Genomic DNA, 23,636 nt, shown 5'->3' on the forward strand with positions numbered 1-23,636 from the left:
CGTACGGGGTAAGCGGGTAGGGACCGGTCGTGTTGCGGTCCCAGGCGGCGCCGGCAACCCGTAAGGTCGACACAGCAACTTCCGAAACGGAATTGGGGGAGGGGTCGTGACCGTCGTCATCGTCGTGATCGTTCTCGTCCTGCTGGTGATCGTCGCCCTGGTGCGCACGGTCAAAGTCATCCCGCAGGCGAGCGCGGCCATCGTCGAGCGGTTCGGCCGGTACACGAGGACCCTGCACGCGGGGCTGAACATCCTTGTGCCGTTCATCGACCGCGTACGGCAGATGATCGACCTGCGCGAGCAGGTCGTGCCGTTCCCGCCGCAACCGGTCATCACCGAGGACAACCTGGTCGTCCAGATCGACACGGTGATCTACTTCCAGGTGACCGACCCGCGCGCGGCGACGTACGAGATCGCCAACTACATCCAGGCGATCGAGCAGCTGACCATCACCACGCTGCGCAACATCATCGGCGGCATGGACCTGGAGCAGACGCTGACCTCGCGCGAGGAGGTCAACGCGGGCCTGCGCGGCGTGCTGGACGAGGCGACCGGCCGCTGGGGGATCCGCGTCAACCGCGTGGAGCTGAAGGCGATCGAACCGCCGCCCTCCATCCAGGAGTCGATGGAGAAGCAGATGCGCGCCGAGCGGGACCGCCGCGCGGCGATCCTGACGGCCGAGGGCACGCAGCGTTCGCAGGTCCTGATCGCCGAGGGCGAGAAGGAGGCCGCGGTGCTGCGCGCCGAGGGCGACCGCACGGCCGCCGCGCTGCGCGCCGAAGGTGAGGCCAAGGCGATCGAGACGGTGTTCCGCGCCATCCACGACGGAGACGCGGACCAGAAGCTCATCGCCTACCAGTACCTGCAGATGCTGCCGAAGCTCGCCGAGGGCGACGCGAACAAGCTGTGGATCGTGCCGAGCGAGATCGGGCGCGCGCTGGAGGGCATCGGCGGCGTGTTCGGGAACCTGGCCGGCGCCCCGCAGGTCGGCGGGGCCGCGGCGCCGCTGCCGCCCCCGGTCGCGCCGCCGGCCGCCGACCAGGAGCCGGCCGCGTTCGGCGCCGCGAAGCCGCGGCCGCCCGCCGAGGTGCCGTCCGACATCGACGAGCCGGGCGCGCCCGCTCAGGCGCCGGCCGAGACGCCCGCGCCGACCATCCCGATGCAGGCGCCGCCGAGCGGCACGCTGCCGGCGCGTCCGGAGGACCCGGACGCGGACCCGGGCCCGGCCGGGCTGCCGGGGCCCGACGTGGGCCGGCGCGCACCGGGCCGGGGCACGCGGCAGCAGGTGGACCCGCCGCGCATCGAGCGCCCGACCGCGCCGGGCCGGCGCCAGCCGCGGGACAACGGCCCGCTGGGCTGAGTACGGCCTCAGGCCTCCACGGGGCCCGCATCCCGATCCGGGGTGCGGGCCCCGCGCTTGTGCGGCGCCTGTCGTCGCCTGTCGTCGCCGTACAGGCCTTCCTGCGTCGCTGTTGTGTCCACATTCCGGAAGGTCCATCTCGTCTCGCGGACAGCGGTTAGGGTGCCCCACGAGGAACGTTGGTGCGGGACCCTGGTCGACGGGACGTCAAAGGAACCACCGGACATGACATGGCTTGAACAGCTGGCGGTCTTCGGCGCCGGCATCGCCGCGGGCGGCATCAACACGATCGTGGGCTCCGGGACGCTCATCACGTTCCCGGTGCTGCTCGCGATCGGCTACCCGCCGGTGACGGCCAACGTGTCCAACACGATCGGCCTCGTGCCTGGATCGCTCAGCGGGGCGATCGGATACCGGCGCGAACTCGCCGGACAGCGAAGCCGGTTGATCAGACTCGGAATCGCCTCCGTGCTCGGCGGCATCACCGGCGCGGTGCTTCTGCTGACGCTGCCCGCCGGCGCGTTCAAGGCGATCGTGCCGGCGCTCATCATCGTGGCGCTGGTCCTGGTCGTCGTGCAGCCCGCACTGTCCCGGCGGCTCCAGGCGCGCCGAGCCGGCAACGGCGGCGGCGTCCCCGCGCACGGAGGGCCGGTGCTGTTCGGCGCGGTGTACGCGACCGGCATCTACGGCGGCTACTTCGGCGCCGCGCAGGGCGTCATCCTGCTCGCCCTCCTCGGCGTCTTCGTCGCCGAGGACATCCAGCGGCTCAACGGGGTCAAGAACGTCCTCGCGATGCTCGTGAACGGCGTCGCCGCGATCCTCTTCATGATCGTCGCGGACGTCTCCTGGGCCGTCGTCGCGCTGATCGCGGTCGGCTCGATCATCGGCGGACAGCTCGGCGCCAAGATCGGCCGCAGCCTGTCGCCGACCGTCCTGCGCGCCGTCATCGTCGTGGTCGGCACCATCGCCGTGGTGCGCCTCCTCGCCGCCTGACCCTCCGACGGGTCGACCGGGGCGACGGAGTCCGGGGTGTTGCCTCAGGGGGGCGGCATGGATGAACTTCACGGTCATTACCGCACGTTGTTCGTCATCGCGATCGCCGCGTCCGTGCTCGAGCTGCTGCTGAGCGCGTTGACCCGGCTGCCCGGCGAATCGCACGTCTCCAGGCCACTGGTGATCACGCTGGTGCTGCTGGCCTTCCCGTTGTGGTTCGCAGGCCTTGCCGCCATGTTCGTCTCCCGCGCCCACCACCTGCTGCGTGGCCGCCGCCTCGTCTCCTACAACCCGCTGCGCACGGTGAAGGCGCTGCTGCGCCCGACGCGCGGGGCTGCTACGCGACGTAGTGGAGCGACGAGCAGCGCGCCACGGTGCGCGTAGCGACCAGGAAGGACGAGTACGACGCGGCCACGCGGCAGGGCATGCGCGTGTTCACCGCGGCGCCTGCCCTGTTCGACGCGGGCGCGGGCGTGATGCTCTTCGTCGCGTCGGGTGTCGCGGCCCGTCGTCGGGGTGGGGCGGGCGCCGTGGTGTGATGGGCCTCCCGCCGCCGCCAGGCCGACCTCGGAGGATCCGCCGTGCCCATACCCGCCCTCGGGCTCGCCCTCGGTGTGGCCGCCGACGCCCTCGTCGGCGACCCGCGTCGCGGGCACCCCGTCGCGCTGTTCGGCAGCGCGGCGCACCGGCTCGAACAGCGGCTCTACGCCCCGACGCGCGCCCGCGGCGCCGTCTACACCGCGCTGCTGGTCGGCGGCAGCGCGGCGCTCGGGCAAGCCGCGACGCGGCTGACCCGGCGCAGCCGTGTCGCGCGCACCGCGGTCACCGCCGCGGCGACGTGGGCCGTGCTCGGCGGCACGACGCTGTGCCGCGAGGCCCGGGCGATCGGGGCCCCGCTCGCGGCGGGCGACCTGCCCGCCGCGCGGGCCCGCCTGCCGTACCTCGTCGGGCGCGATCCGTCCGGCCTCGACGAGACCGGCATCGCGCGCGCGGTGGTGGAGTCCGTCGCCGAGAACACCTCCGACGCCGTCGTCGCACCGCTGTTCTGGGGCGCCGTCGCCGGCGTCCCCGGGCTGCTGGCCTACCGCGCGGCCAACACGCTGGACGCCATGGTCGGGCACCGCACGCCCCGGCACGCCGAGTTCGGCTGGGCCTCGGCCCGCCTCGACGACGCCGCCAACTGGATCCCGGCGCGCCTGACCGGGCTCCTGACCGTCGCCGCCGCACCGCTGGTCGGTGGCTCTCCCCGCACCACCTGGACCGTCCTGCGGCGGGACGGCGCGGCGCACCCCAGCCCGAACTCCGGCCGCTGCGAAGCCTCCGCGGCCGGTGCGCTCGGTCTCCGGCTCGGCGGCCGCAACGTCTACGCCGGGCGCACCGAGGACCGCCCGGAGCTCGGCGACGGCCGCTCCGCCGAGGCCGCCGACATTCCGCGCGCGAACCGCCTGTCGACCGCCGTCGGGCTGTCCGCGGCCGCGCTCACCATCATGACCCTGGTCGTCCGGAACCGCGGTTCGTCGTCCACAGGTTGAGGCTCACCCGACCCGGAACGCCGAGTTGTCCACAGATTCGGACCGCGGCTTGCCGACGGCCGGGCGGCCCGGCGAGCATTGCGGGTGTGCGGCGCACCGGGCGCCGCACGGGTGCCCCTGCTGTCCTCCACCCGCGCGGTGGGATCATCGGACCGCGGCCCTGCGGCCGCACGTCCGCCGACCCCGCCCGAAGGACCGCACTCATGAACGGCGCTCTGCTCGTCGCCGGAACGACCTCCGACGCCGGCAAGAGCGTCCTCGTCGCCGGGCTGTGCCGGCGACTCGCGCGGGAGAGCGTCAAGGTCGCGCCGTTCAAGGCGCAGAACATGTCGCTCAACTCGATGGTGACCGCCGACGGCGCGGAGATCGGCCGCGCCCAGGCGATGCAGGCAGCCGCCGCCGGCATCGCCCCCGAGGCCGTCATGAACCCGGTGCTGCTCAAGCCCGGCGGCGCGATGAGCAGCCAGGTCGTGCTGCTCGGCCGCCCGGTCGCCGAGGTGTCGGCGATGAACTACCGCGACCTCAAGCCGCGCCTGTTCGAGGCGGTCCTGGAGTCGCTGGCCGACCTGCGCGCCCGCTACGACGTGGTGGTGTGCGAGGGCGCCGGCAGCCCCACCGAGATCAACCTGCGCGACCGCGACATCACCAACATGGGCCTCGCGCGCGCCGCGAACCTGCCCGTCCTCGTCGTCGGCGACATCGACCGGGGCGGCGTGTTCGCCCACCTGTTCGGCACCGTCGCGCTGCTCTCGCCCGAGGACCAGGCGCTGCTGTGCGGGTTCGTCGTCAACAAGTTCCGCGGCGACAAGGCCCTGCTGGAGCCCGGCCTGGCGCAGATCCGCGCGCTGACCGGCCGCCCGGTGCTCGGCGTGCTGCCGTACCTGCCCGGCCTGTGGCTGGACGTCGAGGACTCGCTCGCGCTCGATGCCGACCGCGGCGCGGCCGTGCCGCCGCTCGGCGAGGACATCCTGCGCGTCGCCGTCGTCCGGCTGCCCCGGGTCAGCAACTTCACCGACATCGACGCGCTGTCCGTGGAACCCGGCGTCGTGGTCCGGTTCGTCACCTCGCCCGCTGAACTCGCCGACGCCGACCTGGTCGTCGTCCCCGGCACCCGCGCGACGGTCGAGGACCTGGCGTGGCTGCGTGAGCGTGGTCTGGCCGACGCCCTCGCCCGCCGCGTCGCGGAGGGCCGCCCCGTCCTCGGCGTGTGCGGCGGATACCAGCTGCTCGGCACCGAGATCGACGACGCCGTCGAGTCGCGGCGCGGCCGCGTCCCCGGCCTCGGCCTGCTCCCGGTTCGGGTGCGGTTCGCCGCCGACAAGACCCTCGCGCGCCCGACCGGGTTCGCCGACGGAGAGCCGGTGTCCGGCTACGAGATCCACCACGGCGTCGTCACCGTCGACGGCGGCGACCCGCTGTTCACGTCCGCCGACGGCACCCCGTTGGACGGCTGCCGGGTCGGCGCGACCTGGGGCACGCTGTGGCACGGCGCGCTGGAGAACGACGGCTTCCGCCGCGCGTTCCTCACCCGGGTGGCGCAATGGACGGGGCGGCGTTTCGCCGTGTCGCCCGACACCTCGTTCGAGGCCGCGCGCCAGGCCCGCCTGGACGCGCTCGGCGACCTCGTCGCGGACCACCTCGACAACGCCGCCGTCGACCGGCTCATCGAACACGGCGCCCCCGGCGGGCTGCCGTTCCTGCCGCCGGGGGCCTGACCGGCCCGATCGGCCCAATCGGCCGCGTCGATCGTCGGATTCTCGGGGTTTCGGCCTCAATATGCCGACTGTGGTGATCCGTGTCTCAATGGTGCGTACTTTCGTGTGAAGGCGAGGGAATCCACCATGCGCTCACCGCTGGGCCGCGCCCTGCTCGCCGTGCTGACCGCGTGCATGCTGGTCCTCGGCACCGCAGGCTGCAACGAGGACAAGACCTCGGACGCCGTCGAACAGTCCAAGGACCCGGTGAAGTTCGCCAAGACCAAGTTCGTGCTGCACTCCGGGCTCGCCGCGGGAGCGTCGTACCGCTGGATCGTGAAGCCGTACCGCGAGGGGAAGTTCCAGTCCGGCGCCGACGGCCGCACGTTCGCGCTCGTCAAGGCCGGCCTCGCGGGGGCGTTCACCTACCACGAGGTGAAGAAGGCCCTCGACGCCGCACAGGGCGACCCCACGCTGTCCAAGGCGCTGGTCCCGATCACCGCGGTGGCGGACAAACTCAGGGACCTCGGCGGCAAGCTGTCCGGCGGCAACGCCACCGACGCCGACGTCAACGACGTCGGCTCCGTGATCGACGGCCTCAAGTCCGTCGGCACCCAGAACGGCCTGACGATCGAGGACAAGGAGCCCAGCCTCAGCCAGCTCAACAGCGGCTGAGACCTCGGCCGGGCCCTCGGCGCGGACCTACAGCGGCCGCAGCGGCGGCGGAGGCGGATACGACGCCATCAGGCGCACATGCCGCCGCCGCGCCCGCACCGCCCACCACGCGACGAGCAGCACGACCGGGCCGAGCACCGACATGAGCCACACCGGCACACCGCCGACCGTCAGCAGCTCGTCCCGGTACTTCACACGGTGGTACCGGGTGTCCTTCGCGGCCGGCCGGAACTCGAAGTCACCCGTGATCGTCGAGGGCGCCGACAGGTCCCGTGCCATCGCCGTCAGATAGGGCGCTGCGCCGAGGCCCTCGCCCGGCCAGCGCACGTCGTCGGCGTCGGGCTTCCCGGCGTACAGCAGCTCGGTCGTGCCGCCCCCGCCGATGTCCGCGACCGCCTCCACACGGTGCGGCGCGAACACGTACAGCCTCAGCTGCTGCGGGTTCTTCGCCCGCTGCGACAGCCGCATCGGATACACCAGCCGGTCCGACGCGAAGCTGATCCGCAGCGGGTCCATCGGACCGCTCAGCACCTTGCCGCGCGTGTCCGGGGCGAGCTTCACCGCCACGTACTCCCAGTGCTGGTCGACGTACGGCCGCAGCGACTGGGCGAGCCCGTCCGGCATCGAGAACCCGTTCGCGCCCAGCCAGGACTCCAGCGCCGCCGGGTCCGTCGCCGCCAACTGCACGAACTCGAACGGCCCCAGCCTCCCCGAGCCGACCACCGACACCGGCGGCGCGCCGGCGGCCTCCCCGCCGCCGCGCGGCGCCCCGGCGACGGACTCGTGGTCCGGCCGGTCGGTGAACGGCCAGTCGCCCTCGCGGGGCCAGAAGTAGTGCCGGGTCTCCTCGACGGGCTCCACGACGTGGCCGAGGCGGGAGAACAGCTGGTCGTCCCCGAGCGCGACCGTCGCCCGCGTGGGCACCGGCATGATCCACGCCGCCTTGTCGCTGTTCCCCGCGACCGTCAGGCGCATCATGATGTCCTCGGCCCGGCCGTCCCACCGCACCGCCGACGTCTCCTCCGTCACCCGGAACGTCGTGTTCGCCGCCGGCACCGCCGCCCCGCAGCCGCAGGCCCACGCCGGACGGACCAGTCCGCCCAGCTGTATCCCGACGACCAGCAGCAGCACCGTCAGCCACCGCGCGGGTGCCGCCCCCGTCCATCGCCTGGTCTTCATGCCCGTGGCCCCGTTCCTCGCTCCGTGCTGTGAACGCGGGTTCGACGCCGCCGCCGCAAATCCGGTTCCGGGCACTCCGGCAGGCGGCGATCATGGGGGGAGGAGAAACCGACACACGGGGGAACGACGATGCGGATCCTGCTGGCCGGAGACACCCACGGCAACCTCGGGCACCTGCGGCTGCTGCTCGACGTCGCCGCGGAGGCCGGCGCCGACCGGATCTTCCAGCTCGGCGACTTCGGCTACTGGGAGCACGAACCCGCCGGCGTCCGCTTCCTCGACGAACTGCACCGCTCCGCCCGCTCCCGCGGCGTCACCGTCTACTTCCTCGACGGCAACCACGACAAGACCGGCCTGCTCCTCGAGCGCTACGGCGACCGCGCCGACACCGAGGGCTTCCTCGCCGTCCGCGGCCGCGTCCGCTACGCCCCGCGCGGACACCACTGGACGTGGGACGGCACCACCTTCCTCGCCTTCGGCGGCGCCCTGTCCCTCGACAAGGACTGGCGCCTCGCCGAGGAGGAACGCCGCCACAAGAAGGCCGCCCGCAAAGAGGGCTTCCGGCAGGCGGCCGGCCGACCGCCCGGCGACGTCGCGGACTTCGCCGGCACGCTGTGGTTCCCCGAGGAGGAGGCCACCGACGCCGAGACGGACGCCGTCCTGGCCGCCGCGCGCACCGCGCTGCCCGACGGCGTCGACGTCCTGCTCACCCACGACAAACCGCGCGCGACGAAGCCCGAGTTCAACCGCAAGGACGACGAACGCTGCTTCCCGAACCAGGACCGGGTGCAGGCCCTCGTCGACGCCCTGCACCCGGACCTGGTCGCGCACGGCCACCTGCACTACCGCTACACCGAGCAACTCCCCGGCGGACCCGGCCTCGACCCCGTCCAGGTCGAGGGCCTGGCCGCCGATCCCCAGGTGTCATGGGACGTCCCCGGCTACCGGGTGGCCGACTCGTGGCTGGTGCTCGAGGTCGAACCCGACGACCCCGACCCCACGCCGGACGGCACCGGCTCCGCGCCTTCGTCCGCCACCGGCTGACGCGCGACCGGAGCCGCACCGCCCTCGGACACGCCGTACCGCGCGTGGAGGCGCTTCAACGCGGGCGGCGCCCACCACGCCCGCTCGCCGACCATCCCGAGCACCGCGGGAACCAGCAGGCTGCGCACGACGAACGCGTCCACGACCACGGCCAGCGCCAGACCGCAGCCCAGCATCATCGTGTTCGTCACCCGTGACGTGCCGATCGCGCCCATGACCACCGCGAGCACGGCCGCGGCCGCCGTGATGATGCCGCCCGTCCGCGCCAACCCGACCGCGACGGACCGCCGGTGGTCACCCGTCAGGTCGTACTCCTCCTTGACCCGGGACAGCAGGAACACGCCGTAGTCCATCGACAGCCCGAACGCGATGCAGAACATCAGCACCGGCAGCACCGTCTCGATCGACCCCGTCGGCGTGAACCCGAGCGCGCCCGCGAAGTGCCCGTCCTGGAACACCCACACCACCGCGCCGAACATCGCCGTCAGGCTCAGCGCCGCGAACACGATCGCCAGCAGCGGCATCACCACACTCCCGGTCAGCGCGAACACCAGCAGGAACGTCGCCAGCACCACGATCAACCCGGCCGGCACCAGGCGTTCGGCGACCGCCGCCTTGCTGTCCACGACCGTGGCGCCGAGCCCGCCGACCAGCACCGGCACCGGCGCCGCAGTCGCGCGGACGTCCCGCACCAGGTCCTGGCCGGCCGGCGACAGGTCCTCCACCGACGGCACCACCGACAGGTACGCGTAGCCCGCCGCGATCCGCCCGGCCTCCGCGGGCCCCGCCGGTGCGGCGGCCGCGCCGGCCCGGAACACCCCGTCCGGGCCCTCCACGCGCGCGACCCCCGGCAGCGCCGACAGCCGGGCCGCGTAGTCCGCGCGCGCCGCCGGGTCCACCGCCGCCCCGCCCCGCGCGACCACCTCGATCGTGCCCGCCGGACGGCCGTCGACATGTTCCCGGATGACCTGCTGCACCTGACGCGACTCGGCGGACTTCGGCAGCTGCCGGTCGTCGCCGGTCCCGAACCGCACGCCCAGGAACGGCAGTCCGAGCAGCACCAGGCCCACCAGCGTCGCGCCGGACACCAGCGGCGCACGGCGCATCACCGCGCGGGCCAGCCGCTCCCAGCCGGCACCCGGCAGCCGATGCGCGTCCCGCTCCGGGGCGGCGGCCGACCGCGAGCGGCGGCGCACCAGCCGCCGCAGGTCGCCCGCGTCGATGCGGTGCTCCAGCAGCGCCAGCGCGGCCGGCAGGAACACCAGCGCGCCGACCGCCGCCAGCAGCACGACCGGGATCCCGGCGTACGCGAACGACCGCAGGAAGTACTGCGGGAACACCAGCATCGAGGCGAGCGACACCGCGAGCGTCAGCGCCGAGATGAGCACCGTCCGGCCCGCGGTGCGCAGCGTCGCCGCGATAGCGTCCGCCGTGCCCGCGCCGCCGGCCAGTTCCTCGCGGTAGCGGCGTACCACGAACAGGCCGTAGTCGACGGCGAGTCCGAGGCCGAGCACGGTGGTGAGGTTCTGCGCGAACACCGACACGTCCGTCTGCCCCGCGACCACGCGCAGCACCGCGTTCGTGCCGAACATCGCGAATATGCCGACGCCGAGCGGCAGCAGCGCCGCGACGGCGCTGCCGAAGACCAGCACCAGGATCAGCAGCGTGATCGGCAGTGCGATGAATTCGGCACGCATGAGGTCCTCGGACGCGGTGGACTGCATGTCGCGCTGCACCGCGACGATGCCGCCGATGCGCACGGTCAGGCCGCCGTGGGTGCCGCGGTAGTGCGGCGCGATCCGCTCCAGCGTGTCCGCGGCGGTCGTCTCACGACCCGTCAGGTGCGCGACGACGAGCCCCGAACGCCCGTCGTCGGTACGCAGCGTGGGCGCCCCCGTCGCCCAGTACGACTGCACGCCCGCCACACCGGGCTCGGCGGCGAGCCGGTCGGCCAACGCCCGTGCGCTCGCGGCGGTGGCGGGCGCGTCCAGCCCGTCGCCCACGGGGGTGACCTGGAGGACCAGGTTGGGGCGGCCGCCGGGGAAGTCGCGGTCGAGCACCTCGGCGGCGCGCGCCGACGCCGAGCCGGGGTCCTGGTTGCCGCCGCCGAGCAGGTGGTCGGCGGCGTCCCGGCCGACGAAGCCGGCGAGGGCGAGGAAGAGGAGTGCGGACACCAGGAGCAGCCGTGGCCGTCCGGTGGCGAGGCGTGCGAGGGCAGCGAACATCGCCCGACCTTCCGATCGAAGAAATCGTATCGGCAGCATACGATATGAAGACGAGTTCATATGGAGTGCATATGATTGATGCTCGCTAGAGTTAGGCGCATGGAGCGACGGCCGCCGATGGGCGACAGGACCGGATACCGCCTGGTCAAACTGGGTGACGCGATGCTCTCGCTGGCCGAGGAGACGCTCGCTCCGCTCGGCGTGAAGTCCAAGCACGTCCACGTCATGGAGACCCTCCTGACCTACGACGGGCTCTCGCAGCAGGACGTCAGCCGCATCCTCGGCATCGACCCGAACGTCCTCGTCGGCGTCATCGACGAACTCGAGGACCGCGGCTTCGCCGAACGGCGCCGCAACCCCGAGGACCGGCGCCGCCACCTCGTGCACGTCACCGACGCCGGACGCGAGGCCGTCGAGACCAGCCGACGCCTGCTCGGCGCCGCCGAAGAGGCCTTCTTCGCCGTGCTCGACCCCGCCGAGGTCGACACCCTGCGGGACGCCTCCGACCGCCTCCTCGCCGCCCACCGGCCGGGCTGGCAGTCCGTCGACTGCTGACCCGCACGGCCCGGGGGCAACCCGCTTGACGGTGCGGAGGCAAAGCCCGGTACTCTCCGCGAACGCGCTTGCGCGGAACATTGGAACGGCAAGTCCCGGACGACCGCACGGGGGGACGTCGGTCACGGGCACGGGGGAGGCGGCGCGATGGCCGGGGTTCACGACGACGGCATATCCGCCGACGACCGTCACGACGCCGAACCGGCGGTAGCGCAAGGCGGATCCGAGCCGAAACCGGCCGCCGACAACGACCCCGCGGACGAGCCGCGCGAGGCCCCGGCGCCGTCACCTGAACGCCCGGCACCCGCCTACTCCGACCCCGCGGCCGAACCCGACGCGTTCGCCCGGCCGCTGCCCCCCGCCGCGCCGCCGGAGCCCACGGCCGACGTCCTCGCCGACCCGGCCACCGAGCCCGAGGCGTTCGCCTCGCCGCACGGCGCCGCGCAGCCGGGAGAAAACCTCACGCCCGCGCCGCTCGTCGTCACCGAAGGCCCGAAGGCCGAAGGCACGGCACCGTCCGGCCCCGACGCGGCGGGAGTCGGCGATCCGGCCGCGGCCGCGCAGTCCGCGGCACCGAACACCGCACCCGACGAACCCTTGCCGGCCACAAGCACCGTCGTCGGCGCGGTCGACGCCGCCTCCGCGCCGCCCGCCGCCGACGTCCCGGCCGAACCCGCCGCCGTGGCCCCGCCGCGCCGGATGCACCCGGTGCTCGTGCCGCTCATGGTCATCGCCACCGTGCTCGCGGTGCTCATCGTCGGCAGCGGCCTCGTCTCACTCCCGGGCGCGGGCGACGTCGTCGCGCCCGCCGCGGCGTCCGGCCCGTCCGCGTCGGCCGGCACACCGCACGGCTCCGCGAGCGCCTCGCCCTCGCCGTCCGAACCACCGCACACCGAGATCAAGTTCGACGAGGTCCGCGCGCTCGCCACCGCGCAGAGCGCCGCGCTGAGCGGCGGGAACGTGGACGCCTTCCTCGCGCCGTACGACCAGACCGGGGCCGCCTCCGCCGACCTGCTCGCGGAACGCCGGCGCACGTTCGCGAACCTGCGCCTCATCCCGTTCGACCGCGCCGAGTTCCGCTGGGACCGCGTCGCGTCCGGCGCGCTCAGCGGGCGCGACACCGGCCCGGTCGCCGCCGACGTCGAGGTCAGCTTCGTCCACCAGATCTCCGGCGTCGACGCCGCGCCGGTCGCCGAGGTCTACGTCTGGACCCTCGAACGTGCCGCCATCGGCGCCCCGTTGCGCATCACCAAGGTGCGCGGCTCGTCCGGGCGCGGCGGCGGCTACCCCGCCGCGTGGGACCTCGCCGAGCTGGTCAAGGCCGACCGCCCGCACGTCATCATGCTCGCCGCGGCCGCCGACCAGGGCAAGCTCGGCACCTGGGCCGACCGCGCCGAGGGCGCCGCCAAGCGCGACCTCGAGCTGTGGAAGGGCCCCGACGGAATCCGGTCCCGCTTCATCGTGTTCGCCAGCCCCGACGACGACACGTTCGCCAAGGCGTACGGCCCCGGCATGCCCAAGGGCGTCGTGGCGTTCTGCGCCCCGCTCGTCGGCGACGGCTCCCGTGGCAGCGGAACGGTCGTCGGCAGCCGCCTCACCTGGAACAGCCGCGCGAAGGGCACCACCAGCGCGGAGGGCCAGAGCGGCGTCATGCGCCACGAGATGGGCCACGCGCTCATGGACGCGTTCGAGAACACCCGCGGCGCCGAGGCCCCGCTCTGGGTCGTCGAGGGCTTCGCCGAATACCTCGAATGGGTGGACCGCTTCGGCGAGTACTACGTGCCCGCCGCCCGCGACTACGTCCGCAGCGGCGAGTTCACCGGCAAACTCCCCGGCGACAAGGACCTGTACGGCGAGGACCCCGAGTCCAGCGGCATCAACTACCACCTGGCCATGACGGCCATCCGGTACATCGCCGACAAGTACGGTGCGGGCAAGGCCTTCGAGTTCGTCGTCGCCGTCTACCGCGAGCCGACCGCGGTGGAGAGCGCGCTCCAAGCGGCGACCGGCCTCGACATGGCGACGTTCCAGTCGAAGTGGGCGCAGTGGGTCAAGAGCCACGTGTGACGGAAGCCTCCGGGCCCGACGACGCCGACCGCCGCAGCCCTCCGGGCCGGCCCGGCGTACGGCTTGCCGCCGCCATCGCGGTCGCCGCCGCACTGCTCATCCCCTCCGGCCTCGCCGCCGGACCCTATCTCGCGGAACGCCCCGACGCCGCCCGCTCGGTCGTCGACCACGTGGGCGCCGACGGCCGCATCCCGGGCGCCGGCGGGCAGCCGGACCGCGAGACCGGCGGACCCGGACGCGCCCGCCCCGCCGACCCCACCCGCGACGAGGTCGCGGCGCTCGTCGCGACGCAGAACACCGCACTGCGGACCCGCGACGAGCAGCTGTTCCTGTCCGCCTACGCACCCGACCGGCCCGACCTGCGCGCCGAACGGGTACGGCTGTTCGGCAACCTGCTCAAGATCCCGTTCAGCCGCGCCGAGTACCGGCTGCAGGACGTCCGGCCGGAACCCCCGCCGGACCGCCCGCCCGGTGGCGGTCCGGGCCCAGGCCCGGGCGGTCCCGGTCCTGGAGGTCCGGGCCCGGGCGGCGGTCCCGGACGCGGACCCGGCGGCGGCCCTGGAGGCGGCCCAGGTGGCGGTCCCGGCGCGCCGAGCCGCGGCCCGAACGGCGGTGCGGGGCACGGCCCCGGCGGCCCCGGCGGTGGTCCGGGCGGAGGACCTGGAGGCGGCGGCCCGCCCCCCGGAGGCCCGCGCGCCAGCTCCGCCACCATCGTCTTCGCCCACCAGATCACCGGCGTCGACGTCGGCGCGATCGCCGAGATGTACCACTGGACGGTCACCCGCGCCGCGCCGGGCGCGCCCGCGCTGATCACCGCCGTCGACGGCGGCCCCACCGACGCCGCGCGCCGCAACTCGACCTATCCGGCGCCGTGGGACGCGGCCGAACTCGTCCTCGTCGACAAGCCGCACGTGCTGCTGCTGGCCGCCCGGCAGCACGAGTCCAAGGCCGCCACCTGGGCCACCCGCGCGGAGACCGCCGCGACCCGCGACCTGGCCGCCTGGCAGGGTCCCGAGCGCCCGCCCGAGCGCTTCGTCGTCTTCCTGACCCCGGACCACGCGTCGTTCGACGCGGTCCGCGGCGGCGACAGCGTCACCTCCAACGCCATCGGCGTGTGCCTGTCCCTGCCCGCCGACCCCGTGCAACGCGCGCCCGACACCCCGGACTTCGCCGGCAGCCGGATCTACGTCGACTCCACCTCCGCCGACATCAGCGACGGCGCCGCCGACGGCACCATCGCGATCTTCCGGCACGAGATGGGCCACGCCATGGTCGCGCCGTTCCAGAAGCGCGTCGTCGGCGCCGCGCCGCCGCTGTGGGTCGCCGAGGGGTTCGCCGGATACCTGGAGTGGGCCGACCGCTCGCTCGACCGCTGGTACGTCCCGCCCGCCCGCGAACTGGTCCGCTCCGGAGGCTTCTCCGGCCGGCTGCCGACCGACACCGAGATCTACTCGACCGATTCCAAGACGAGCGCGACCGGCTACCACTTCGCGATGCTCGCGATCCGTTTCATCGCCGACAAGTACGGCCCCGCCAAGGCCTACTGCTTCGTCGTCGCGGTCTACCGCGACCCCCGCCCGGAAGCCGTCGACGCCGCGCTCACCGCCGCGACCGGACTGGACCGGACAACCTTCGAAGCCAAATGGGCGCAATACGTCAAGAACAAGGTCGGATGAGCACACGACACCACGCGACGGCCTTGCGCCGACGCCGCATTCGCCCGGTTTTCCCCCGACCCGGGCGCACCCCGATATCCTCACGCTGCACCCGCACGGGTGACGGCACCCGCGGAGCACAAGGATGACCATGGACGACAGCGCACCTGGCCCCATGGTCGAGGGGGAGTCCTCCGACGCCCCGATATCCGGCGGTATCCCCGGGCAGACCCGCGGCGCCACCCCGTACCCCGCCCCCGGCACAAACCGGCAGCCCACCCCGTACTGGCCCGCCCCCGTGCCCGGCGCGTGGCAGTGGACGCCCACCGGTTTCCCGGGACAGCGCCCGCCGTTCGGCCAGATCCCGTACGCGCACCCCGGCGACCCGCAGCGGCTGTGGCCGCACGCCGTCGTCGACCCCCGCCGCGACCAGCAGACTCCCGCCATCGTCGCGCTGAGCCTGCTCGCCGCCGTCGTCACCCTCATCGCCTACGTCGGCGTCGCGGCCGACCGCGGCGCCGCCCGCTCGGCGGGTGCCGCCGCCGACTCCGCGCACGGCGAGACCCACCCGTACGCGCCCCAGGCCGGCGACCCGGCGCGGCCCGGCGGCACCAACCCGACCAAGGACCCGGGGCTCACCGGCCCCACCGCGTCCTCCTCCGCCGAGGCCGCCGTGCTCACCCGCACCCAGGCCCTCGCCGCGACCCGCACCACCGCCCTGCGCGCCAACGACGCCGCCGCCTTCACCCGCGGCCTCGACAAGAACGACAAGGCGCTCCTCGACGGCCAGAACCGGCTGTTCGCCAACCTGCGCAAGATCCCGTTCGACGAGTCCACGTGGAACGCCAAGCGCGTCACCGACGCCCGCACCGACCCCGGCGCCACCGGCGGCTGGCCGGTCACCGCAACCGTCGACGTCGCGTTCCAGCACAAGATCACCGGCGCCGACGTCGGCGCCGTCGCCGAGCACTACGTGTGGACCGTGCGCTGCGCCACCAGCACCGACCCGTGCGCCGTCACCAAAGTCGTCGGCGCCGACGACAGCCACGTCACCGGCCCCTCCGGCTACCCGGCGCCGTGGGACCTGTGGGACCTCGCCGTCGAACGCCGCGCGCACGTCGTCACGTTGGGCGACCGCTCCCTCGGCGACCACCTGCGCATCCGCGCCGACGAGGCCGAAGCGGCCGCCACCTACGACCTCCAGCGCTGGTCCGGACCCACCGGCACCTCGCCCGGCTTCGTCATCGCGCTCACCCGCGAACGCGCCGACTTCGACAAGATGTACAGCCGCGAGTCCGCCGGCGACTGGGCGGCCGGCTTCGCGCTCCCGCTGTCCGCCTCCGGCGACAACGACCGCGTCGGCGGCAGCCGCGTCGTCATCGACCTCACCGAGATGGACCGCGACGCGGTCTTCGCCAAGGTCATCCTGCGGCACGAGATGATGCACGCCCTGCTCGACCCCATCACCCGCGCCGACTTCACCCGCATACCCCTCTGGGCCGCCGAGGGCTTCGCCGACTGGGCCGCACAGGCCGACCGGTCGATCCGCGGCACCTACGAGGCGCGCGGCGTCGCCGACCTCATCCACAACGGCAAGTTCAAGGGCACCCTGCCCACCGACGCCGACTTCGACTCCACCGACGAAGACGTCATCGACGCCGCCTACAACCAGGCCCACCTGGCCATCCGCTACCTCGCCGACACCTACGGCGCCGACCGCGCCTGCGCGTTCATAGCGGACGTCTACCAGGGCACCTCCAGCAGCCTCGACGCCGCGATGCGCGCCGCCACCGGCAAGAACCTCAGCGAGTTCGAGAAGGCCTGGGCCGACTGGACACGCAAGAACTTCGGCTGACCCCACGGGTCAGCCGAAGTCCTCGCACTCCACACCGGCGTCACACGCCGGGACACCCACCGCCGGACGGCCGCGGCACACGCCGCGTCAGGCCGTCACCGGCTCACCGAACCACGCCTGCTGCTCCGCCCCCGTCACGCCGAACGCCAGCACCAGCGCACGCGACCCGGCGGGCTCGTACGGCTCGAACAGCAGCCGCATCCCCGCCTCCTCCGGCGTCCGGTCCGCCTTGAGCTGGTTGTCCGCCGCGCAGGCCGCCACCGTGTTCAGCCACGAGTCCGCGCCACCGCGCGACTTCGGCCGCACGTGGTCCACCGTCGTGGCCCGCCCGCCGCAGTACGCGCACTTGCGGCCGTCCCGCTGCAGCACCCCGCGCTTCGACCACGCGACCCGTTGTCGGAACGGCACGCGGACGTAGCGGAGCAATCTGATGACCCGGGGAACCGGCAGCTCAAGCGCCGCCGCTCGCACGACCCGGCCGGGATCGGCGTCCTCGACGACGGCCTTCTCCTGCAACACCAGCACAAGCGCGCGACGGAACGACACCGTCGCGAGCGGCTGGTACGTCGCGTTCAGCACCAACGTGTCCCGCATGCGTCCGCCCTCCTTCCAAGGGGGTGGACCGCCGGGAACCCGGAACGACACCGCGCACCGCCGGGCAGACGCCCGCCGGAACGCGCCGACACGCTACGCGCGCCGGATCGTCCTCAACAGAGCGGTGGTGCCGCGGTGGCCATGCGCGCCTTTCCGTGAACTCGACGGCCCGGTTCGGGGAATTCCGACTCGGCGGCCCGCCGCGTCACGGCCGCGGGCCGTGACCACTGTGCCCCCCGCACGATCAGCCGGACAACGCAATTTCGCCGAACACCCGCCGAACACCCCGCGTCGCGCGGGCGCGCACACGACCGCGCGCCCGCCGCGGAGCAGGGCTCCACGACGGGCGCGCGGTTCGTCGGGGGAAGGCGTCAGCGCTGGTACACCGGCGTGATGATGGCCCGCGCCAGCGTCTTGAAGAACAGGTTGAAACCGACCACCGCGGGCGTCACGTTCTCGTCCACACCCAGCGTCTCCTCGCCCACCGCGTGCACGACGAACGCGTAACGGTGCGCGTGGTGCCCCTCCGGCGGCGCCGCACCCACATAACCCGGCATACCGGCGTCGTTGCGCACATGGAACGCGCCCGCGGGCAGCCCCTTGCCGTCCGCCGCGCCCGCGCCCCGGGGCAGCTCCGTCACCGACACGGGGACGTCCACCACGGTCCAGTGCCAGAACCCGCTCGCGGTCGGCGCGTCCGGGTCGAAGCACGTCACCACGAAGCTCTTCGTCTCCGGCGGGAAACCCGCCCACGACAGCTGCGGCGACACGTCCTCGCCACCCGCGCCCATCACCCCGCTCACGTACGGGTCGGGCAGCGTCACACCGTCCGCCACATCCGTGCTCTCCACCGTGAACCACGGCTTCTCCGGCAGGAATTCATACGGCATCGGGGGCAGCTTCAGGTCCGACACGACCACTCCTCGTCTCCAGGACGGCACCAACCCTCCGACCCTACGCGCTCCCCAGGCGGCATCCCGCCCACCACGGACAACGCGAGCACGATCATCTCTCGGCGCCACGCCCACGCCCAGGTATCCTCCCGCCACCGGGCGAAGCGAACCGAGGGGAGCGGGCCACGTGGCGCAAGCGCGACCGATACGGCCCACCACGGGCCGGGCAGGCCGCGTCAACCGCCCCACCGTCGCCCTGATCCTGCTCGTCGTCCTGCTCACGTCGGTCATCGCGTACGGCGCCACCCGAAGCCGCGGCGGCACCCCGCACACCCCCGGCCAAGGCGCCCAGCCCGGCGTCCCGAGCGCCACCCAACCGGGCGACGCCACCCCGGCCGTCCCCGGCACCGACACCGGCATCACCCCGGCGCAGCTCGACGCCCTCGCCGCCGCCCGCACCCACGCGCTCGCCGCCGGCGACGAAGCCGCCTTCACCGCGGCACTCGACCCCGCCACCCCCGGCCTCGTCGACGAACAACGCCGGCTCTTCCGCAACCTGCGGCCCATCCCGTTCGACGAAGCCGCCTACCGCGTCGACAGCAGCCGCCCCGTGCCCGGCGCGGCCGGCACGCTGATCGTCGACGTCTCCTTCGACCACCGCATCACCAACGCCGACGTCGCGACCGTGGGGGAGGGCTACCGCTGGACCGTCACCCGGCCCGCGCCCGGCGCGCCCCTGCGCATCAGCAGCATCACCGGAACCCCGTACGAAGGCGCCGGATACCGCTACGCCCGCGACTACCCCGCACCCTGGGACCGCGCCACACTCACCGTCGTCCGACGCCCCCACACGGTCGTCCTCGCCGACCCCCAGGTCGCCGACCGCGCCGAATCCCTCGCGGACGCCGCCGAACAGGCCGCCGTCACCGACCTCACCGGCTACGCGGGCCCCCGCGGCACATCTCCCGGCTTCGTCCTCGTCCCCGTCGCCGACCGCGCCGCCTTCTACGAGCTCTACGGCGGCCGCGCCGACCAGCACGGCGACGAGTCCGGCCTCACCTACGCGCTGCGCACCTCACCCACCGGGACCACCGCCACCCAGTCCGCCCCCGGCAGCACCCCCCAGTTCGGCGGCGCCCGCATCGTCGTCGACGTCACCTCCGGCTACTTCACGTCGGGCGACCCCGAACGCGCCGCCGTCCTGCTCCGCCACGAGACGGCCCACGCCCTCATCACCCCGCTGCGCAGCGAACTCGCCGGACAGAACCAGCCCGTGTGGCTCGTCGAAGGCTTCGCCGACTGGCTCGCGCTCCGCCCGCACCACGGACACCTCGAGGGCGACCTCGCCGAAGCACGCACCTACGTCCGCAGCGGCCGCTTCCCCGGCACGCTGCCCACCGACGCCGACCTCTACCAGGCCGACCCGGTGGGCAACGCCGCCTCGTACGAGCTCGCCCACCTCGTCCTGCTGCGCATCGAACAGACCCGCGGCAGCGCCGCCGTCTACCGGCTCGTCAGCGCCGTCTACGCGGACCCGTCACCCGCGTCCGTCGACCGCGCCATCAAGGACGCCACCGGACGCGGCCGCGCCGACTTCGAACGCGACTGGGCGCAGTACGTGAACAGCATGTTCGGCCGCTAGCCACTAGCCGCTAGCCGCCGGCGCCGACGGGAACGACTAGAACCAGCCGCGCCGCGAGCCCACCTCGTGCAGCCAGCCGTGCAGGTACGCCGTCCAGTCCGTCCCCGCCACCGCCGCGTGGTCGACCGTGAAGTGCCGGTACGCGTCGCTGCCCTCGGTGAGCAGCCCGCCCTTCTTGTCCAGCTCGAGGATGACCTCGGTCGCGTGCTCGTCCGAGATGAACGTCAGCTCGACCTCGTTGATCCCGCGCGCGTACTGCGCCGACGGCGCGAACTCGATCTCCTGGTAGAAGGGCAGCCGCTGCCGCGTGTTGCGGATGTGCCCCTTCTCCAGGTCGGCGCCCTTGAAGTGGAACCCGAGGTTCCCGAACGCGTCCAGGATCGCCGCCTGCGCCGGCAGCGGGTGCACCTGGACCGGGTCCAGGTCGCCCTTGTCGATCGCGTTGTCGATCTCCAGCTCGGTGCGCACCCCGATGCTCGTGCCGCGCAGCTGAACGCCCCGGAACACCGTCACCGGCGTCTCCCACGGGATGCCGAGCGAGAACGGCACGTCGTGCACCGCGCCCTCGCGCAGCTGGAAGCCTCCGCCCACCTGCAGACGCGCGAAGTCCTGGTTGACCTTGTACTCGCCGTCCTCGGTCTCGATCTCCACCACCGCGCGCAGCTCGACGTACAGGCCCTCGATCACCTGGTCGACCTTGCCGCCCTGGATCCGGATGCGGCCCTCGGCGAAGCCGCCCGGCGTCACATTCGGCTGGTAGAGCTCCGTCTCGACGGATGCCCCGCCGGCTCCCAAGCTCGCCATCAGCTTCTTGAACACCATGGTTCCTCCCCTGCCGGGACCGACCGCTGCCGGACCGTTTCTCCTGGGACGGGCCCGGAGGCCCCGCACCAGCACCTGACCCCCGTCGCCGTAGAGTCTGGACCATGCCCGCAGCACCGCGTCGAGCCCTACCCCGGTCGTTCTTCGCCCGGCCCGTTCTGGCCGTCGCCCCCGACCTGCTCGGACGCCTGCTGCGCCACGACACCCCGGACGGGCCGATCGTGCTCCGCGTCACCGAGGTCGAGGCCTACGACGGACACAACGACCCGGGCTCGCACGCGTTCCGCGGACAGACCCCGCGCAACAGCACCATGTTCGGCCCGCCCGGACACCTGTACGTCTACTTCACGTACGGCATGCACTACTGCGTCAACGTCGTCTGCGGCCCCGAAGGACGCGCCTCCGCCGTGCTCCTCCGCGCCGGCGAGATCGTCGAAGGCGCCGACCTCGCCGCCGCGCGACGCCCCAACGCCCGCCGTCCCAGTGAACTGGCGCAGGGCCCCGCCCGGCTCACCCTCGCCCTCGGCATCGACCGCACCGACGACGGCGCCGACGCCTGCGCACCCGACACCGGCTTCCGCCTTATGTACGGCACACCCCCGCAGGCCGGCGCGGTCCGCACCGGGCCGCGCACCGGCGTCGGCGGCGACGGCGCCGCCCACCCCTGGCGCTTCCACATCGACGCCGACCCCACCGTCAGCCCCTATCGGGCCCACACCCCGCGCGTCCGCCGGAATCCGGTTCGCGCCGCGGCGGACCCGTCGGGCACGCTGTAGGCCGACCGCATCTTCCTGACCTTCCCACCAAGGAGAAGAACGACCGTGACGGACATCGTCGAGGACCTCAAGTGGCGCGGGATCATCGCCCAGACCACCGACGAGGACGCCCTGCGCAAATCCCTCGCGGACGGTCCGATCACGGTCTATGCGGGCTTCGACCCCACCGCGGCCAGCCTCCACGTCGGACACCTCGTCATCGTGCTCACGCTGCGCCGCCTCCAGCGCGCCGGCCACCGGCCCATCGCCCTCGTCGGCGGCGCCACCGGCCTCATCGGCGACCCCAAGCCGTCCGCCGAGCGCCAGCTGAACGACACCGACACCGTCCGCGACTGGACCGGGCGCATCCGCGGCCAGCTCTCCGCCTTCCTCGACTTCGAAGGCGACCGGCCGGACACCGCCATCATGGCCAACAACCTCGACTGGACGGCCGACCTCACCGCCATCGACCTGCTCCGCGACCTCGGCAAGCACTTCAGCATCAACCAGATGCTGGCCCGCGACACCGTGAAGTCCCGGCTCGGCGGCGAAGGCATCAGTTACACCGAGTTCAGCTACGTCATCCTCCAGTCCTTCGACTACCTGGAGCTCTACCGCCGGCACGGCTGCACGCTGCAGATCGGCGGCAGCGACCAGTGGGGCAACATCACCGCAGGCCTCGACCTGGTCCGCCGCGTCACCGGCAACACCCCGCACGGCCAGGCGCACGCCCTGACGATGAACCTGCTCACCAAGGCGGACGGCACCAAGTTCGGCAAGACCGAGGGTGGCGCGGTCTGGCTCGACCCCGAGCTGACCACGCCCTACGCCTTCTACCAGTTCTGGCTGAACTCGGACGACCGCGACGTCGCCCGCTACCTGCGCACCTTCAGCTTCCGGAGCCACGACGAGATCGAGGCCCTCGAGCGCGAGTCCGCGGAACGCCCGGCCGGCCGCGCCGCCCAGCGTGCCCTCGCCGAGGAGCTCACCACGCTCGTGCACGGCGCCGACCAGTGCGCCGCCGCCGTCGAGGCCAGCCGCGCACTGTTCGGCCAGGGCGACCTGGCGACGCTCGACCGCGCGACGCTCAACGCCGCGGTCGCCGAGCTGCCCTCGGCGTCCGTGACCGAGCTGCCGACCGTCGTCGACGCGCTGGTGGCCACCGGTCTGGTCGCCAGCAAGGGCGCGGCCCGCCGCACCGTCAAGGAAGGCGGCGCCTACGTGAACAACGTGAAGGTGACCGAAGAGGACGCGCTCCTCGGCGCCGACGACCTGCTGCACGGCCAGTGGGTGCTGCTCCGCCGGGGCAAGCGCAACCTGGGTGCCGTCAAACTCGGCTGACACATAAGGCAGTTCGCGACCCCGTCAAGCCGGGCGGGGGCACCTCCGACGAGGTTCCCCCGCCCGGCTTGACTCGTCCCGGGCGTTGGTCTAATGTCGTCCGAGTCGCTAGTTCGGGAGGCCCGGACAGGCGCGCCCATCCGTGAACCCCCTTCCAGAGCAGCGCGATTCGTCGTGCGCCTGAAGCAGGTCCGCGTCCGTGGCGCGATGGCCGGTCCCGCAGCGACCAACACATCGAAGCGAATCGAACGGAATCGTTCCCATGCGATTTCCGGGAGTCGTTATTTGTGCTGTCCGAATTTGCTTTCGGCGGTGTTCGCACCGGAAAACGGAAGTGGTTCGGAGCCCCGCAGAAACCTGCTAAGGTTGATGCATCGAGAACGCCAGGTGCGCGGCTTGTGTTCAACTCGGAAGCGAGTTGAAAACGAGAAAACGGATCTGGTAAGCTCGAAGAGCAGAAAGAAAAGAAACAAAACGAAACACAAAAGAAGCGAAACGCCCGGAGAGACCGGTGAAAGGGTCTCAAAGGAAGCGTCCGTTCCTTGAGAACTCAACAGCGTGCCAAAAGTCAACGCCAAATAACAACCCCGGCGTTCACTACAGGATCGACCGTCCGGTCGTCTCCTGGGTGTTCGTAGGGATTCCTTTGGTACAAAATCCTCCGGCCATGTCAGCGGCCGGGGGTCACAGCAAGGACGCATGCGCTGGTCGGACTATTCCTCCGACGGAGCGCGGCTCCTTCGTATGTGTTGACC

Annotated in this window: 19 protein-coding genes and 1 pseudogene; 15 read left to right on the plus strand and 5 right to left on the minus strand. The window is 73.0% G+C overall.

Annotated elements, in window-relative coordinates; genetic code table 11:
* Positions 1-106: 106 nt before the first annotated feature.
* The 7 genes and pseudogenes from QI554_RS09550 to QI554_RS09580 form a co-directional block, all read left to right on the plus strand.
* A pseudogene (locus tag QI554_RS09550) lies at positions 107-1,039 on the plus strand (SPFH domain-containing protein); the annotation flags it as partial.
* 546 nt (positions 1,040-1,585) lie between these two features.
* Positions 1,586-2,353, plus strand: a complete 768-nt coding sequence (locus QI554_RS09555; protein ID WP_281468074.1) for a sulfite exporter TauE/SafE family protein — start codon at positions 1,586-1,588, stop codon at positions 2,351-2,353.
* A 57-nt stretch (positions 2,354-2,410) separates the two neighbouring features.
* The gene (locus QI554_RS09560; RefSeq protein WP_281468076.1) at positions 2,411-2,737 is read left to right on the plus strand and encodes a hypothetical protein; all 327 of its coding nucleotides are present in this window, start codon (positions 2,411-2,413) and stop codon (positions 2,735-2,737) included.
* A complete protein-coding gene (locus tag QI554_RS09565; RefSeq protein WP_281468078.1) occupies positions 2,728-2,892 on the plus strand; it encodes a hypothetical protein in 165 nt (54 codons plus the stop codon). Before QI554_RS09560 ends, QI554_RS09565 begins: the two co-directional genes overlap by 10 nt.
* 42 nt (positions 2,893-2,934) lie before the next feature.
* Complete coding sequence (locus tag QI554_RS09570) at positions 2,935-3,885, plus strand: cobalamin biosynthesis protein (RefSeq protein WP_281468080.1); 951 nt, start codon at positions 2,935-2,937, stop codon at positions 3,883-3,885.
* Positions 3,886-4,088: 203 nt separating this feature from the next.
* On the plus strand, positions 4,089-5,600 hold the full coding sequence (locus QI554_RS09575; RefSeq protein WP_281468082.1) for a cobyric acid synthase: 1,512 nt from the start codon (positions 4,089-4,091) through the stop codon (positions 5,598-5,600).
* Between the two features lie 126 nt (positions 5,601-5,726).
* Entirely contained in the window at positions 5,727-6,254 is a 528-nt protein-coding gene (locus QI554_RS09580; RefSeq protein ID WP_281468084.1) for a hypothetical protein, read from the plus strand.
* Between the two features lie 27 nt (positions 6,255-6,281).
* Here the strand turns inward: QI554_RS09580 and QI554_RS09585 are convergent, their stop codons facing one another.
* Positions 6,282-7,433, minus strand: coding sequence for a DUF2330 domain-containing protein (locus tag QI554_RS09585; protein ID WP_281468086.1), 1,152 nt, complete (start codon positions 7,431-7,433; stop codon positions 6,282-6,284).
* Positions 7,434-7,562: 129 nt separating this feature from the next.
* On the opposite strand from QI554_RS09585, the gene QI554_RS09590 reads away from it, so the two are divergent.
* The gene (locus QI554_RS09590; RefSeq protein ID WP_281468088.1) at positions 7,563-8,477 is read left to right on the plus strand and encodes a metallophosphoesterase family protein; all 915 of its coding nucleotides are present in this window, start codon (positions 7,563-7,565) and stop codon (positions 8,475-8,477) included.
* On the opposite strand, the gene QI554_RS09595 is transcribed toward QI554_RS09590, so the two are convergent.
* The gene (locus QI554_RS09595; RefSeq protein WP_281468090.1) at positions 8,375-10,702 is read right to left on the minus strand and encodes an MMPL family transporter; all 2,328 of its coding nucleotides are present in this window, start codon (positions 10,700-10,702) and stop codon (positions 8,375-8,377) included. The two genes, QI554_RS09590 and QI554_RS09595, sit on opposite strands and share 103 nt — an antisense overlap.
* Positions 10,703-10,801: 99 nt before the next feature.
* Here QI554_RS09595 and QI554_RS09600 point away from each other — a divergent pair, with 99 nt between their 5' ends.
* The 4 genes from QI554_RS09600 to QI554_RS09615 all read left to right on the plus strand — a co-directional run bounded on the left by QI554_RS09600 (position 10,802) and on the right by QI554_RS09615 (position 16,834).
* A complete protein-coding gene (locus QI554_RS09600; RefSeq protein WP_281468092.1) occupies positions 10,802-11,257 on the plus strand; it encodes a MarR family winged helix-turn-helix transcriptional regulator in 456 nt (151 codons plus the stop codon).
* Positions 11,258-11,404: 147 nt separating this feature from the next.
* On the plus strand, positions 11,405-13,324 hold the full coding sequence (locus QI554_RS09605; protein ID WP_281468094.1) for a hypothetical protein: 1,920 nt from the start codon (positions 11,405-11,407) through the stop codon (positions 13,322-13,324).
* Complete coding sequence (locus QI554_RS09610; RefSeq protein ID WP_281468096.1) at positions 13,321-15,000, plus strand: hypothetical protein; 1,680 nt, start codon at positions 13,321-13,323, stop codon at positions 14,998-15,000. The genes QI554_RS09605 and QI554_RS09610 overlap by 4 nt, the downstream gene beginning before the upstream one ends.
* 130 nt (positions 15,001-15,130) lie before the next feature.
* The gene (locus QI554_RS09615) at positions 15,131-16,834 is read left to right on the plus strand and encodes a peptidase MA family metallohydrolase (protein WP_281468098.1); all 1,704 of its coding nucleotides are present in this window, start codon (positions 15,131-15,133) and stop codon (positions 16,832-16,834) included.
* A gap of 87 nt (positions 16,835-16,921) precedes the next feature.
* Here QI554_RS09615 and QI554_RS09620 read toward each other — a convergent pair whose 3' ends face one another.
* Together QI554_RS09620 and QI554_RS09625 are read right to left on the minus strand one after the other, a co-directional pair.
* A complete protein-coding gene (locus QI554_RS09620; protein WP_281468101.1) occupies positions 16,922-17,428 on the minus strand; it encodes an HNH endonuclease in 507 nt (168 codons plus the stop codon).
* Between the two features lie 371 nt (positions 17,429-17,799).
* Positions 17,800-18,342 carry a YbhB/YbcL family Raf kinase inhibitor-like protein gene (locus QI554_RS09625; protein WP_281468103.1) on the minus strand — a complete coding sequence of 181 codons (543 nt, stop codon included), beginning with the start codon at positions 18,340-18,342 and terminating at the stop codon, positions 17,800-17,802.
* Positions 18,343-18,508: 166 nt separating this feature from the next.
* On the opposite strand from QI554_RS09625, the gene QI554_RS09630 reads away from it, so the two are divergent.
* Positions 18,509-19,963, plus strand: a complete 1,455-nt coding sequence (locus QI554_RS09630; protein WP_281468105.1) for a hypothetical protein — start codon at positions 18,509-18,511, stop codon at positions 19,961-19,963.
* A 36-nt stretch (positions 19,964-19,999) separates the two neighbouring features.
* Here the strand turns inward: QI554_RS09630 and QI554_RS09635 are convergent, their stop codons facing one another.
* Positions 20,000-20,785, minus strand: a complete 786-nt coding sequence (locus QI554_RS09635; protein ID WP_281468108.1) for a sporulation protein — start codon at positions 20,783-20,785, stop codon at positions 20,000-20,002.
* Positions 20,786-20,889: 104 nt separating this feature from the next.
* Between QI554_RS09635 and QI554_RS09640 the strand changes: the two genes are divergently transcribed.
* Both QI554_RS09640 and tyrS read left to right on the plus strand, forming a co-directional pair.
* Positions 20,890-21,561 (plus strand): DNA-3-methyladenine glycosylase, encoded by a 672-nt coding sequence (locus QI554_RS09640; protein ID WP_281468110.1) that lies wholly within the window; start codon positions 20,890-20,892, stop codon positions 21,559-21,561.
* A gap of 45 nt (positions 21,562-21,606) precedes the next feature.
* Positions 21,607-22,881, plus strand: coding sequence for a tyrosine--tRNA ligase (gene tyrS / locus QI554_RS09645; protein ID WP_281468112.1), 1,275 nt, complete (start codon positions 21,607-21,609; stop codon positions 22,879-22,881).
* Positions 22,882-23,636: the final 755 nt, after the last annotated feature.

Origin of the sequence: Yinghuangia seranimata (assembly GCF_029953285.1) — a bacterium.
Lineage (GTDB): Bacteria > Actinomycetota > Actinomycetes > Streptomycetales > Streptomycetaceae > Yinghuangia > Yinghuangia seranimata.

Coding starts and splice junctions, on each gene's coding strand:
- QI554_RS09575 (WP_281468082.1), top strand. CDS start 4,089: ATGAACGGCGCTCTGCTCGTCGCCGGAACGACCTCCGACGCCGGCAAG.
- QI554_RS09580 (WP_281468084.1), top strand. CDS start 5,727: ATGCGCTCACCGCTGGGCCGCGCCCTGCTCGCCGTGCTGACCGCGTGC.
- QI554_RS09590 (WP_281468088.1), top strand. CDS start 7,563: ATGCGGATCCTGCTGGCCGGAGACACCCACGGCAACCTCGGGCACCTG.
- QI554_RS09595 (WP_281468090.1), bottom strand. CDS start 10,702: ATGTTCGCTGCCCTCGCACGCCTCGCCACCGGACGGCCACGGCTGCTC.
- QI554_RS09560 (WP_281468076.1), top strand. CDS start 2,411: ATGGATGAACTTCACGGTCATTACCGCACGTTGTTCGTCATCGCGATC.
- QI554_RS09600 (WP_281468092.1), top strand. CDS start 10,802: ATGGAGCGACGGCCGCCGATGGGCGACAGGACCGGATACCGCCTGGTC.
- QI554_RS09605 (WP_281468094.1), top strand. CDS start 11,405: ATGGCCGGGGTTCACGACGACGGCATATCCGCCGACGACCGTCACGAC.
- QI554_RS09585 (WP_281468086.1), bottom strand. CDS start 7,433: ATGAAGACCAGGCGATGGACGGGGGCGGCACCCGCGCGGTGGCTGACG.
- QI554_RS09620 (WP_281468101.1), bottom strand. CDS start 17,428: ATGCGGGACACGTTGGTGCTGAACGCGACGTACCAGCCGCTCGCGACG.
- QI554_RS09640 (WP_281468110.1), top strand. CDS start 20,890: ATGCCCGCAGCACCGCGTCGAGCCCTACCCCGGTCGTTCTTCGCCCGG.
- QI554_RS09635 (WP_281468108.1), bottom strand. CDS start 20,785: ATGGTGTTCAAGAAGCTGATGGCGAGCTTGGGAGCCGGCGGGGCATCC.
- QI554_RS09555 (WP_281468074.1), top strand. CDS start 1,586: ATGACATGGCTTGAACAGCTGGCGGTCTTCGGCGCCGGCATCGCCGCG.
- QI554_RS09615 (WP_281468098.1), top strand. CDS start 15,131: ATGGACGACAGCGCACCTGGCCCCATGGTCGAGGGGGAGTCCTCCGAC.